At 60.1% G+C, this 13,419-nt stretch carries 12 protein-coding genes; 8 read left to right on the top strand and 4 right to left on the bottom strand.

Annotation, left to right across the window (positions count from 1 at the left end):
- Nucleotides 1–77: 77 nt before the first annotated feature.
- The 3 genes from J6U32_RS26840 to J6U32_RS26830 are packed head-to-tail and all read left to right on the top strand — an operon-like array spanning nucleotide 78 to nucleotide 2,448.
- A complete protein-coding gene (locus J6U32_RS26840) occupies nucleotides 78–1,070 on the top strand; it encodes an enoyl-CoA hydratase/isomerase family protein (protein ID WP_244332419.1) in 993 nt (330 codons plus the stop codon).
- Nucleotides 1,071–1,102: 32 nt separating this feature from the next.
- The gene (locus J6U32_RS26835; RefSeq protein ID WP_208792941.1) at nucleotides 1,103–1,567 is read left to right on the top strand and encodes a nuclear transport factor 2 family protein; all 465 of its coding nucleotides are present in this window, start codon (nucleotides 1,103–1,105) and stop codon (nucleotides 1,565–1,567) included.
- Nucleotides 1,564–2,448: an SDR family NAD(P)-dependent oxidoreductase gene (locus J6U32_RS26830; RefSeq protein ID WP_208792940.1), complete on the top strand. Its 885-nt coding sequence runs from the start codon at nucleotides 1,564–1,566 to the stop codon at nucleotides 2,446–2,448. Before J6U32_RS26835 ends, J6U32_RS26830 begins: the two co-directional genes overlap by 4 nt.
- 962 nt (nucleotides 2,449–3,410) lie before the next feature.
- On the opposite strand, the gene J6U32_RS26825 is transcribed toward J6U32_RS26830, so the two are convergent.
- The 3 genes from J6U32_RS26825 to J6U32_RS26815 all read right to left on the bottom strand — a co-directional run bounded on the left by J6U32_RS26825 (nucleotide 3,411) and on the right by J6U32_RS26815 (nucleotide 7,043).
- Nucleotides 3,411–4,559: an acyl-CoA dehydrogenase family protein gene (locus J6U32_RS26825; protein ID WP_208792939.1), complete on the bottom strand. Its 1,149-nt coding sequence runs from the start codon at nucleotides 4,557–4,559 to the stop codon at nucleotides 3,411–3,413.
- A gap of 3 nt (nucleotides 4,560–4,562) precedes the next feature.
- Complete coding sequence (locus J6U32_RS26820; protein ID WP_208792938.1) at nucleotides 4,563–5,714, bottom strand: acetyl-CoA C-acetyltransferase; 1,152 nt, start codon at nucleotides 5,712–5,714, stop codon at nucleotides 4,563–4,565.
- Nucleotides 5,715–5,852: 138 nt separating this feature from the next.
- Nucleotides 5,853–7,043: a phosphotransferase gene (locus J6U32_RS26815; RefSeq protein WP_208792937.1), complete on the bottom strand. Its 1,191-nt coding sequence runs from the start codon at nucleotides 7,041–7,043 to the stop codon at nucleotides 5,853–5,855.
- Between the two features lie 262 nt (nucleotides 7,044–7,305).
- Here J6U32_RS26815 and J6U32_RS26810 point away from each other — a divergent pair, with 262 nt between their 5' ends.
- Nucleotides 7,306–8,277 (top strand): NAD(P)H-dependent flavin oxidoreductase, encoded by a 972-nt coding sequence (locus J6U32_RS26810; protein ID WP_208792936.1) that lies wholly within the window; start codon nucleotides 7,306–7,308, stop codon nucleotides 8,275–8,277.
- 55 nt (nucleotides 8,278–8,332) lie between these two features.
- Nucleotides 8,333–9,010: a TetR/AcrR family transcriptional regulator gene (locus J6U32_RS26805; protein WP_208792935.1), complete on the top strand. Its 678-nt coding sequence runs from the start codon at nucleotides 8,333–8,335 to the stop codon at nucleotides 9,008–9,010.
- 28 nt (nucleotides 9,011–9,038) lie between these two features.
- Here J6U32_RS26805 and J6U32_RS26800 read toward each other — a convergent pair whose 3' ends face one another.
- A complete protein-coding gene (locus tag J6U32_RS26800) occupies nucleotides 9,039–9,587 on the bottom strand; it encodes a TetR/AcrR family transcriptional regulator (RefSeq protein WP_208792934.1) in 549 nt (182 codons plus the stop codon).
- A 319-nt stretch (nucleotides 9,588–9,906) separates the two neighbouring features.
- Between J6U32_RS26800 and J6U32_RS26795 the strand changes: the two genes are divergently transcribed.
- From J6U32_RS26795 to J6U32_RS26785, 3 genes are read left to right on the top strand one after another with little or no spacing between them, the layout of a single operon-like run.
- Complete coding sequence (locus tag J6U32_RS26795; protein WP_208792933.1) at nucleotides 9,907–10,308, top strand: SCP2 sterol-binding domain-containing protein; 402 nt, start codon at nucleotides 9,907–9,909, stop codon at nucleotides 10,306–10,308.
- A gap of 16 nt (nucleotides 10,309–10,324) precedes the next feature.
- Nucleotides 10,325–11,863: an acyl-CoA synthetase gene (locus tag J6U32_RS26790; protein WP_208792932.1), complete on the top strand. Its 1,539-nt coding sequence runs from the start codon at nucleotides 10,325–10,327 to the stop codon at nucleotides 11,861–11,863.
- 4 nt (nucleotides 11,864–11,867) lie between these two features.
- On the top strand, nucleotides 11,868–13,127 hold the full coding sequence (locus tag J6U32_RS26785) for a cytochrome P450 (RefSeq protein WP_208792931.1): 1,260 nt from the start codon (nucleotides 11,868–11,870) through the stop codon (nucleotides 13,125–13,127).
- Nucleotides 13,128–13,419 lie beyond the last annotated feature (292 nt).

Raw genomic sequence — 13,419 nt, 5'->3', positions numbered from 1 at the left:
CGTTCGAGGAAGGAGAGTCATGCGATCAGGGACGCAAGGGATATGTGTTCGCGATCCGGAGATGCGAGAGCAGGTCCATGGCAATCGTCACACTCGACAACGGCGTGCCCTCGAACGAACAGACCGCAGGTGCACACATCCCTTACCGCCGTGCTCGAGTCGTCAACCAGGAGACATCAGAACCAGTCAATGTCGTCGATGATCTTCGCCGCTCCCCCGCGGCGAATTCCAGAAGAACAAACTCAGAGCGCAGTACGCCGCTTCACACACCCGATCTGAAATACCCACCTCGAAGGAGACACGTTATGGCAAACACGTACGGCGAGATCACCACCAGCATCGATCAAGGAGTCGGAACCATCGCGTTCAGCCGGTACGAACGGCGCAATGCGCTCAGCCTCGAGCTCTTCGCCGACCTGAGCGACTGTCTCGACGACTGGGCCGGCAACGACGATGTCGCCTGCGTCGTCATCACCGGTGGCGAAGAGATATTCTGCGCCGGCCTCGATCTCAAACTGCAGTCCATGTTCACCAACCAAGAACGACGCGACGCATACTCCAACGCCTGCTTGCGCGCATACGGCACCCTGCTCGACTACTCGAAACCCACCATTGCCGCCGTTGGCGGCCCGGCACTCGGCGGGGGATGCGACATCGCGGTGTTCTGCGACATCCGCATCGGCGCGGACAACGTCATTATGGGATTCCCACAGATCAAAATGGGTCTCACGCCCTACTTCTCGCCCCTCTGGAAGATCGTCGGCCTGAGCCAGGCCAAACTGCTGACGTTCTCCGGCGACAAGATCGACGCCGCCGAAGCGCTCCGGATCGGCATACTCGACCGACTCGTGCCCGCCGGTAATGTCGTCGACGAAGCCACCCGGCTGGCCCGATCCATTGCCGAGACGGGAACCGCATCGGCGATCAACAACAAGGAAATGGCACGTCGCTCGCCGGCGATGGACCCGATCAGTGCATTGACCTACGAGACGCTGGCCTACCGCGAAGTGATCTGGCACGCCGACGTCGTCGACCGCATCGGTGCTGCATACAAACGAATCACCAAGTGAAGCAACCCCATCGACCAACGGCGGGACATGCCATGACCGACTTCCTCGACGACTTCTCCACCCGGTGGCTTGCCGCGTGGAACTCCCATTCGACCGATCGGATACTTGACCTGCTTCACCCCGACATCATCTGGGACGATCGGACCTTCTGGCCTGACATCATCAACGGAATCAGCGGAATGCCAGCCTATGTCGACAAGATCTGGGAGGCCATGCCCGATGTCGCCTTCGAGGAGATAGAGCGCTTCGGTTCCGCCGACCGCAAGCGAGGCATCGTGTTGTTCCGTCAGTTCGGACACGGACCTGCCAAGCTGAATCCGGATGCGACATTTGATTCGCACGGCTGCGACATCTTCCTGGAGTTCAAGGACGGCAAGTTGGCGAGTTACAAGTCAGCGTACGACATCTCCGACATGCTTCGTCAGCTCGGCGCACTACCTGAGCGTGGCCAACTCTTGGGCGGCGCCTACTTGATGTCGTTGCTCCGCAGGGCATGACCGGAATCGGTGGATCGCCTTCGTTGCAAGGTTCGGCCATTGTCGTCACCGGCTCGACCCGTGGCCTGGGCCGGGCGTTCGCCGAGGCGCTGGCGACCGCCGGCGCCCATGTGGTGGTCAACGGCACGACGGCCAAGTCCACAGCGGCATTCGTCGCTGAGATGAGTGAGCGCGGCTTGGCCGTGAACGGGCTGGCCGGCTCTGTTGCCGACGACTCATTCTGTCAAGGCTTGATCAGTCATTGCGTCGACACCTTCGGCGGCATCGACATGCTGATCAACAACGCCGGAATCACCCGTGACCGTTCATTCACCAAGATGAGTGTCGACGAGTTCGATGCGGTGATCGACGTGCATCTGCGCGGTACGTGGTCGTGCAGCTCGGCCGCAGCGCGCGTCATGCGATCCACCGGGGGCGGTCGCATCCTCAACATCACCTCCGGCGCCGGACTGTTCGGCATGTTCGGCCAAGCCAATTACGCTGCGGCCAAAGCCGGCGTCGTGGGCCTGACCCGCGTCATGGACATCGAGCTCGCACGATTCGGAATTGCTGTCAACGCTCTGGCACCTGTCGCGGCCACCGACATGACGGGCGTCTTCGACGGCCAGTCGGGAGTCGAGCACGCTTTGGTGTTCCCGCCGCCCGACACTGTTGCTCCTATCGCGGTGTATCTCGCGAGTCCAGAATCCGAGGCAATCCACGGACAGTGTCTCTCATTCGACGGCACCGAATTGTCTGTCTGGTCGCACCCACGTGCATTGAGCTCCTGGACGTGCGAATCCGGTTGGGCACCAGCCGATTTTACTCAGAGCCTGAGCGGCGAAGGTATACTCGACTTCCCGCACCCTGACCGATGGGGCTCGGGAGCAGCAAAGAAGTAGATTGCGAATGACAGGCGGCAGTTCGTTGCCATCGACCCACGCAGAGGTCGGTTAGAGGTTCGCATCGCGCGTGACGAATGTCGCAGTTGCTCGTGCGTACAAGCGGCCGTCGGGACCGGACAGGTCGCTCGAAGCCACGCTGAGTCGTCTGCCCTGCCGAAGAACTGTCGTTCTCCAGCGGTACTTCTGATTGCTCTGGGTGATGCGTGGCGACCGCATGATATCGATCGTCAAATCGAGCAAGCTGCTTTCACGCCCCCGTTCCTGATCTGTACTCATCTCGATGACTCGGTGGGTGACAGCGTCAGCGCAGCATAGGAGAACGCCTCCCTGTACAGAGCCGAGACCGTTACTCATCCATCCCAGTGGGTTCCACGGAGCGGTGAAGACCGCTGGTGTAGATGACTCTCGTCGGGGAACCCCGAGTGACAGGTGTCCCAACGTCACTTCGCTGTCCGACTTCGGTGGGGTGGCCTGCAGCGGGGGAATGGAGTCTCGTGACTTGTCACGCGGCCGCAGGACACCTATGGAGCGGCATGTCGCGGTCGCTATCAATCCGGCTTGTGAGGTTATCGACCCGGTCGATAACACTGTGTCGGTGTGGTCCTCGAAATGACACGCACGCCCAGTGGCGATCGCGGACTTCGTAGGTTCGGCCCATGCTGCCATGGATACGGACAACTGTGAGACGACGAAGTCAAGTTTTCGGTCGAGCGCCAAGAGGTACGCGCCTGACCCCAGGGCAGCGTCGGTCAGGACACCAAGGGCCGAGAGTGTAGGACCACGTCGCTGATCGATTTGCCAGGATTCGATGTCCTGGCGGTAGGTCGCCTGCCCTGCTTCGCATCCCAGGAAGCGGACCCCCATAGTTTTCGACGCCGGATCTTCGCCCAGTTCGATTGTCGGTCGAACCGGGGCGAAGATCTCTTCTTTCCCCGGCACCTGACTATTGATCCGGACGGTCATCGCGCGATGTCGCGGCCGATGATCTCCTTCATGACCTCGGTGGTGCCGCCATAGATCGTCTGGATTCGGGTGTCGATGTAAGCCTTCCCGACTGCATACTCACGCATGAATCCGTAGCCGCCGTGCAATTGCAAGCACCTATCTATTACTCGCTTTTGGAGCTCACTGATATACCACTTGCCCTTGGCGGCATCAACGGCGCTCAGCTTACCCTCGTTGTATGCGAGAACACTTCGATCGACATAGGCTTGCGCGACATCGACTTCGGTGTCCATCTCCGCGAGTTCGAATCGTGTGTTCTGGAAATCGATCAGACGTTGGCTGAACATTGATCGGTCGCGGCAGTAGTCGATCGTCATGTTCAAGATGGCCCGTGTGGTCGCGATGGCCTTGGCTGACACGCCGAGGCGCTCACGCGGTAGGTGGCTCATGAGGTAGTGCAACCCATGACCCTCCTTACCCAGCAGGTTGGCGTTGGGAACCGTTGCGTTCTCGAAGAAAAGCTCCGCGGTGTCCTGCGAGGGGAGTCCGATCTTGTCGAGCTTGCGACCGCGTTCAAAGCCTGGTGTGTCGCGCTCGACGACGAAGAGACTGAAACCGCGTGATCCAGCAGCAGGATCGGTTCGTGCGGCGACGACTAGGACATCCGCCATGATTCCGCTGGAGATGAAGGTTTTCTGGCCGTTAAGAATCCAGTTGTCGCCCTCCTTCGACGCGCTTGTGCGTATTCCGCGTAGATCGCTACCTGCTCCAGGCTCGGTCATTGCCAGAGCTCCGATCAGCTCCCCGGCTGCAAACCCCGGGAGCCACCGGGCCTTCTGCTCGTCCGAGGTCAAATCGAGGAGGTAGTGCAGCACCAAGTCGTCCTGAAGGCTGACCGTCAAGCCAAACGACAAGGCGTTGATTCGCGCAATTTCCTCGCATACGACCATGCGGTATCGATAGTCGTTCTCGCCCGACCCGCCGTACTGCTCCGGTATCTGAAGCCCATAGAGCCCGGTCTTGGCGGCGCGTGCAAAGACAGACCGGTCGATCCACTTCTCGTCGTCCCATTGATCCTTGAACGGCTCCACTTCGCGAGCAAGGAATTCTCGTACCGATTCGCGATAGAGCTCGTGATCCGGGCCGTAAAAGTTGCGTTCCATCGGTCAGAGCCTCTCGATGATGGTGACGTTCGCCTGGCCACCGCCCTCGCACATCGTCTGCAGCCCGAACTTGCCGCCAGTGCGCTCGAGTTCATGGAGCAGACTCGTCATCAGTCGGGCGCCGGTTGCGCCAATGGGATGACCGAGGGCGATTGCTCCACCGTTGATGTTGACTTTCGCCGGATCAGCACCTGTCTCTGCCAACCACGAGAGCACCACTGGAGCGAACGCCTCATTGATCTCGACGGCGTCGATGTCATCGATCGACATTCCCGCGCGCTTGAGCGCATGCTGGGTCGCCGGAATCGGAGCTGCCAGCATCATGACCGGATCTGCGCCTCGCACTGAGATGTGGTGTACCCGAGCCCGAGGGGTGAAGCCGTAGCGCTTGACCGCAGCTTCGGAGGCAATCAACATCGCTGCGGCTCCGTCGGAGATCTGGCTGGCGACGGCAGCGGTCAGTCTGCCCCCGTCGGTGAGCGTCTTGAGGCCCGCCATCTTCTCCAACGTGGTATCGGCTCGAGGTCCCTCATCCACGGACACACCGTCGAACTCCGTGATCTCCCGTTCGAATCGACCCTCGGCGATAGCTCGCAAAGCGCGCTGATGACTTTCGTAAGCAAACCGCTCGTTGTCCTCGCGAGACAGGTTCCATTGCTCGGCAATCATCTCGGCGCCGCGGAACTGAGAGATCTCCTGGTCGCCGTAACGGGCTGACCACCCGTTGCAGTTGCTCCATGGGTCGGTGGAACCGAATGGCTCGCCGGCAGCGAACGCGGACAGGATCGGAAACTGGCTCATCTTCTGCACACCGCCCGCGACGATGAGATCCGACGTGCCACTCATGACGCCCTGAGCGGCGAAGTGCACAGCCTGCTGCGCAGACCCGCACTGACGATCGATCGTCACTCCAGGGACGCTTTCAGGAAGGCCGGCTGCCAACGCCGCAGTGCGTGCGATGTCGCCGGCTTGTGCGCCGATGTTGTCAAGACAGCCGAGGATGACGTCGTCGACATCAGCGGGATCGAACTCGTGACGCCCGACAACTGTCTTGATGACGTGCGCTGCCATGTCGGCGGGGTGCGAGTTCTGGAAGCCCCCACCGCGCTTTCCGACGGCGGTTCTGACGGCATCCACGATGTAGGCCTGTGGCATTGGATTCCCTCTCTGGGTGATTGACCTGGCGTGTTCTAATTTAACAGAGAATAAAATGAACAGCGAGACGGGCTGGTGAGGAGTGCCGGTCGCTGTGAAGGCCGTGTTGGTTCGGGTGGTTGTCGGGTCGGGATCGCGTCAGTCCAGGCTGTCGAGCGTTGTGAGGTCGTCAACCATGGATGCGATTCGGCCGATCGCTGAGATCGTGTACTCGCGAGGCTGTAATTCAGGCTCGAGCGAACTGCCGCCCAGAGTGAACAGGCCGAAGGCAAGGGCATGCAGTGGTTGCTGCCGGTATGCGAGCCATGCCTGGTCGAAGTCGGGGATGCTCTTGGCTCCGTACTCGGTAAGGCGATCTAGATAGGAACGAAGCAGGTCTTCTTGCCACTGTTCACGATCACTGCGGTCGACGCATCCGGCGATCGCGTAGGAATAGTCGAGGGCCCAATGGCCTTTGGCGACGCATTGCCAATCGTGGAGCCCCATTTGGCCGGATTCGTCTCGAAGCCAGTTCCCGAGATGAAGATCTTGATGCAACAGAGTTTTCGGACTTTCTCGATGAAGCTGAAGTGAGCGCATGAACTTGGGGAATACCTCTGACCTGCGACGGTAGAGAGCATCAGGAATGACGTCACGTGCTGTCTCCATGCCCTTGAGGACGCGTCGCTCGAAGGGAAATTTGGAGTTCGGGTTCTCTTGCCATGGCAGCGAATCTCTGATCCTTGCGAGGTCTTGGCCGAGTCGCTCACTTTCCCAGAGATTTCCGTGGTAGCGGGCAAGCTGATCCACGATGTCGAGGGCGTCGTGATAGGTGACCGGGTTGGCCATGGGATCGGGGAATGTCCAGTTCTTTACTGAGAGGTCCTCGAGAAGAACCATCGAACGGTGTGCCCTGCCGTCGTATCCCGCGAAGTACGATATCGGACTGCGAAGAGTCAACGTTGGACGAGCGGATGTATAGAAGACAGCCTCGCCCTCGGTGATGCCGGTGAGTCCAAGGAGCAAGCGAGAGCCTATCGTCGCGGTCGATTTCGAGAACAATGTCGACGGTAGGCCGGCTGCGCGGCCGGCGTCGTTGTACTCGACCGCGAGTGTGCGTCGCGAGCTGGTCCCGTCGTCGCCGCCCAAAACCTCCACCCTGGCCACATGGGCATTCGGGATGTGCTTGCAGAGCGCGTGCGTCAGCCACTGCTCGGTGATGGCTGAGGCTGCGTGGGGGACCTCGTGCGGCTCGGTGGCCGGTCGCACCAATCCAATCTTCTCCCTCGCGACCGCGGCGGTCAGACTTGTCGCGGCGCCTATGGCTTTGAGCGTGCTCAGTGCTCCCATGTAACTCTCTCGATCTGTAACTCTCTCGATCGGTTATGGTGACGAGTCATGCGGGCGCGAGTGAGTGTATCCACTTGGCGCTGAGGAGTCGCAAACGTTGACTCTCACGAAAGATTAATCTATCTTATATTAATCAGAAGGTCCACAACCTCCGCGAAATCTCCGGTTGTGACTGCTGATATTCCGGACACCGACTCGGGTGCAGGGCCGCCCGCAGTGGTGAACCGACGACCTTTTCTTGTGCCGATCGATGGGGAGCACGATGATCACGACCAAGTTCACTGACGTCTTCGGCGTCGAGGCGCCGATCGTTCAGGGCGGGATGCAGTGGGTTGGGCGCGCTGAGTTGGCATCCGCGGTCTCTCAGGCCGGAGGGCTGGGAATCCTCACTGCTCTGACCCAGCCGACACCAGAAGCCCTCGCAGCGGAGATCTCACGCACCCGGGATCTGACCGACAAGCCGTTTGGCGTCAATTTGACAATATTGCCCTCGATCAACCCGCCACCGTACGAGGAATACCGTGACGTGATCATCGAAAGCGGCGTCGGCATAGTAGAGACAGCGGGCGCCAATCCGGCTGCGTATGTGCCCGTGTTCCACGATGCGGGAATCAAGGTCCTGCACAAGTGCACCTCCGTTCGCCACGCGGTCAAAGCTCAACAACTCGGAGTTGACGGGATTAGTATCGACGGTTTCGAATGTGCCGGACATCCCGGCGAAGACGACATCCCTGGACTGATCCTCATTCCGGCAGCGGCCCGCCACATCGACATCCCAATGATTGCGTCCGGTGGTTTCGCCGACGCGCGGGGGTTGGTGGCGGCGCTCGCGCTCGGTGCCGACGGTGTGAACATGGGCACGCGATTCTTGTGCACCGCTGAAGCGCCAGTGCACGAGCGCGTCAAACGTCAGATCGTTCGCAGTACGGAACTGGATACGGAGCTCATCTTCCGGCCATTGAGGAACACGGCGCGTGTCGCGTCGAATTCGGTGAGCCGGAAGGTGGTCGAGATGCTCGACATCCGTGCTGAGTTCACCGACGTCCAAGAACTGGTTGCCGGGTCGCGAGGCCGGACCGTGTTCGAGACCGGCGATCTCGACGCCGGCATCTGGCATGTGAGCACTGCCCAAGGGCTGATAGACGACATCCCGACGTGTGCAGACCTGATTGATCGGATCGTTGCCGGCGCGCGCGACCTGATGGACAGCCGGCTCGCCCGCATGATCGTGTGACATGGCGCAGTAGCGGATATAAGTGTGCAAGCAGCGATCGAATAGACTCCTCGGCATGGCAAGACGCAAGACCGGTACTCGTGACGGGGCGACAGGAGATGACGCTGCGGCGTCGAAGTCCGAACGCACGCGTGCGCGGATCCTCGACGCGGCGGCGGAAGTTCTGAGTCGCAAGGGCTACGCCGGTATGCGATTGACGGACGTGGCGACAGTAGCCGAGCTCCAGGCACCCGCCATCTACTATTACTTCGATTCCAGGGAAGACCTGATCGAGGAGGTCATGTGGGTCGGCATCGCTGACATGCGTGAGCATGTCACCGGTGTTCTGGACGAGTTGCCGGACGGAACGGACCCATTGGAGCGGATCCTGGCGGCGGTTGACGCTCATCTGCGTCATGAACTGCAGATCTCGGCGTACACCACTGCCTCCATCAGGAACTCCGGTCAGGTGCCTGAGCACATCCGCACTCGCCAGATCGCCGAGGAGGCGAGATACGGCAAGATCTGGCGACAGCTGATCAAGAGAGCATTCGATGAGGGTCGGATCCGACAGGACCTTGATCTGTACATAGTGCAGATGCTCGTTTTGGGATCATTGAACTGGGCAGCGGAGTGGTGGAGCCCTCGCAGGGGTAGCGTTGACAAGGTCGTCACCAACGCGCAGGAGTTCGTTCGTAGTGCACTCATCGGTGCAACGGCAGTCGAAGCTGCCGAGCCACTCGAATCGGCGTAGTCGCCGCGGGCCGCGACTTCAGAAGTGCCTAGACGCTCCCCGGAGCCGTGTTGATCAGCGCATTCAGGCTCCACCGCAACGCCTCCGAATCGCCGGCCTGCCCCGAGAGCTCGTGCCCGATCACCAAGTAAAGGGCAGTGGTTGCTCGCAGGTGAGCTTCCCGCTCGGTCAGTGACATGGAGCGAAATGTCTCCGTCACGATATGCTTGCGCTCCAGGTCGACGCTTCGCTGCAGGATCTCGACGTCGCGGTCGGTCGTGCTCCACACGCGGATAGCCGCCTCTGCCTTGTGCGGCAAACTGGCTGCGGTCTCGAGCAACAGCGACAGACGCTTGCGCGGGTCCGATTCGGCGGCGACGGTATCGATGAGGCGGGTGGTGCGGTCCCGGTGCCAGTTGTCGAGGAACTGCCGAGTGAAATCGCTCCAACTCTTGAAGCAGTGGTAGAAACCGCCGGTGGTGACGCCCATTCGCTCGCACAAGTCTGCCAACTTCAATTTGCCGTAGCCGCCCTCTGCCAGGAGCCCGTACGCGGCGTCGAAGTAGTCCTGCGCGGTGCGGCCGGCACGTGCTCGCATCGGTAACCCCCTAACGTATGTCCACTTACTGTACGTCTGGTGATTGGATGCGGGCACTCCACCGCCACCGTCATGGAGCGTTCACGAGGGTCGCCGAGGCGGTATCTGCTGGCGATGGTTGGATCCCCCCAGTTCATGGCAGGTACCTCGACTCCGGCCGTCCGGATTTGTTAATTGATCTTCAAAAAACTCGACAATCTCATCTGGGTCGCGGTAGGCTGCGAGCTGCATCACATAAGTCGACTTATGTGGAAGGTCGGATATGCAAGCCGCGAATGTGCGCTGGTGAGGCGAACCGAAGAGTAGAAGGAGGCCCCTGATGGGATTCAAGGATGCAGCCGAGGTTCGGAAGTACCTGGGAGGAGTGTTTGAGACTGCCTTCGCAGACCCCGAGGTCGGACCGAAGCTTCGGGCCACAGGCATCGTCCTCAAGACCGTGTACTCCGATCCGGAAGCGACGCTGGTCATCGACACGACCAGCGGCTCGGTCCGAGAAGCGCAGCCCGATGATGAGGCGTCGGCCGAAATGTCGATGACGGCAGACACGGGTAACGCCTACTGGCAGGGCAAGGTCAACCTTCCGCTGGCGATGGCCAAGAGTCGAATCAAAGTGACCGGAAATGTCGCGAGCCTGCTGAAGCTCGCACCCTTGGGGAAGAAACTGTATCCGGCGTACATCGAGACGCTCACGGCCGACGGCCGCGACGATCTCCTGGTCTGATCGAGGAAACCGCGAAATGTATCCAGGAACTCACGCTCTGACAGATCCGGACAAACCGGCAGTGATCATGGCGAGCTCTGGTAGGACGCTGTCCTACCACCAGCTCGACGGGCATTCTGCAGACCTGGCGGCCGCCTTGTACGGCCTCGGACTCCGCCGCGGGGACGTGATCGCGATGTTGAGCGACAACGCGATCGAGTGTTTCGAGATCTATTGGGCCGCTATGCGTAGTGGGCTGTATGTCACCGCCATCAACCGACACCTCTCGCCGGAAGAGGTTGCTTACATTGTCACCGATAGTGACGCGGACGCGCTCTTTGTCTCGGCGGGAGTGCAGCGACTGGGCGAGGATGTTGGCCCTCTGATCCCGCACGTGAAGCATAGGTTCGCGTTTGGTGGCGAGGTGGTCGGTTACCAGTCGTATGAGCATTTTCTTGCGGGGGCAGGACCGAGACTGACTGAACAGCCCCGCGGGTCCGACATGCTCTACTCCTCGGGAACCACCGGCCGCCCCAAGGGTATTCGGCCTCCGCTTTTGCCGATCGAGGTTGACCAGCCCGGCGACCCGATCGCGGGAATCATGGCAAACGCCTTCGGGTTCGGACCCAGCGACGTGTATCTGTCGCCGGCCCCGATCTACCACACGGCGCCGTTGAAGTGGTGCGGAGCTGTCCAAGCGCTCGGCGGGACAGTAGTGATGATGGAGAAGTTCGACGCCGAGTCGGCTCTGCGCGCAATCGAGCGTCACTCGGTAACGACAACGCAGATGGTGCCGACGATGTTCGTACGCATGCTGCAACTCGACACCGACACGCGGCAGAGGTACGACACGTCGTCTCTCAGGCTCGCCGTCCACGCAGCAGCGCCCTGTCCTCCGGAAGTCAAACAGGCGATGATCGACTGGTGGGGTCCTATTCTCGTCGAGTACTACGGGGCCACAGAACAACACGGTATCTACTTCATCTCCAGTGCTGAGTGGGTAGAGAAGCGAGGATCGGTAGGAAAGCGCGGACTCGGCGTCGCCCATATCTGCGACGACGACGGGCTGGAACTCGAGCCCGGGAAGGTCGGCCTCATCTACTTCGAGAGAGAAACGCTGCCCTTCGAGTACCACAAGGATCCCGAGAAGACATGCGATGCGCAGCACCCACAGCACGAAAACTGGACAACAGTAGGCGATCTCGGCTACCTCGATGAAGACGGCTATCTCTTCCTCACAGATCGCAAAGCATTCACGATCATTTCTGGCGGGGTGAACATTTACCCGCAGGAGGTCGAGAACGTCCTGACACTGCATCCGAAAATATTCGACGTTGCCGTCATCGGTGTGCCGGATCCGGAAATGGGGCAGCAGGTCAGGGCCGTCGTTCAACTCAAGAATGCGTCAGAGGCGTCGGCCGGTCTTGCGCAAGAGTTGATCGAGTACGTCCGCGAGCGAATTGCTCACTATAAAGCCCCGCGGACCGTCGACTTCGTCGACGAACTACCGCGGACCCCCACGGGCAAGCTCGTGAAACGACGGCTTGCCGACAAATACACTGGTGCAGGAGTGTGACGAGATGACCACGGCGATCAGCCCTGGAACCCGGCCCTACGATCCGCTGTCCGTGTCGACACTGGATTTCTGGGCGATGACCGCAGAACAGCGCGAAGACACGTTTCGAGTCCTGCGCGAAGAGCGCCCAGTAAGTTGGCATCCTCCCCTCGAGGGATCGCTCATGCCGCCGGAGAATGACGGAGTGTGGGTACTCACCACACATGAGCTGGTCAAATACGCGAGCCAGAACCCACAGCTATTCTGTTCTGGGCAAGGATTTCAGTTCGAGGAAGTGCCTGACGACATCTTGACGGCCGCTGGTTCATTCCTCGGAATGGATGACCCGCGTCACGCCAAGCTCAGGCGCTTGGTCAGTGCCGCATTCACTCCGAAGCAGGTGGCCAAGATTCATGACCAGATCCGCAACCAGGCGCGTGCGATCGTCGATGACCTGATCACGGTTCCTGAAGGGGACTTCGTCTCTCAGGTATCCAAGCGACTCCCGATGTGGACGATCTACGAGATGCTGGGTCTCGACGATCAGCAGGCTCGTGAGACCGCGGCTCACCACGCCGACGGAATGGTCTCCTGGGCTGACGACGACGTGGCTGCTGGACGTGAGCCGGGAGAGGTACTCAACGAGTCCCTTGTCGCGTTGCTACAGATGGGATTTGAGTTTGCAGAGATGCGGCGACTCCATCCCAAGAGCGACCTGATGACGAACCTGGTGCAAGCTGAAGTCGACGGCGAGAAGCTCACCGACGAGGAGATCGCCTCATTCTTCGTCCTGCTGTCCGTAGCAGGCAACGACACCACCCGTAACTCGATCTCACTGATCACGAAAGCATTTCAGGACTTTCCTGACCAGAAACGACTCCTTCTGCATGACTTCGATGGCCAGATCGGAACGGCCATTGAAGAATTCGTGCGGTTTGCATCGCCAGTGATGACCTTTAGACGAACCGCGACGCAGGACATCGAACTCGCCGGCGAGCTGATTAACGAGGGAGATTGGGTGGCTCTGATCTACTCGTCGGCTAATCGAGATGCTGCCGTGTTTGACAAGCCGGACAGTTTTGATATCACTCGATCGCCCAATCCGCACCTGGGCTTCGGTGGTGGCGGGCCTCATTTCTGTATGGGAAACTTCGTTGCGAAGATGCAGCTGCGAGAAATCTTCGACCAGTTGCTGCACCGCGCCCCGACGTTGCGAGTCGGCGAACCCAAGTATCTCACCGGCAACTTTGTCCGCGCCGTTAAGTCAATGCCCTACAGTTTCTGAATCGAGAATGATTCCAGCTCGTATGACTGAATTTCACGGCAAACGTGCGTGGTGACCGTAGCCGCGTCCGGCATTGGCAACGTCATTGCCGACAGTCGCGTCACGGTCGGTGTGAGGGTCAACGGGTCTTGATCGGAACACGTCGGCGGCTTCGGCGGCACGGCACATTCAAGCCGATCTTGCAGTCCCAGAGAGTGTGCAGTCGGCGCAGGGTAACGCGTCCGTCCTCCTACATCAACGCGGCTCTCGGATTAGCTGTGGCGGAATAGATTTCTGCAGTCAATACGTTGGC

The sequence above is a fragment of the Gordonia polyisoprenivorans genome (assembly GCF_017654315.1).
GTDB lineage: Bacteria > Actinomycetota > Actinomycetes > Mycobacteriales > Mycobacteriaceae > Gordonia > Gordonia polyisoprenivorans_A.
The sequence above is the reverse complement of the archived record's forward strand: the minus strand, read 5'-3'. Positions and strand labels throughout refer to the sequence as shown.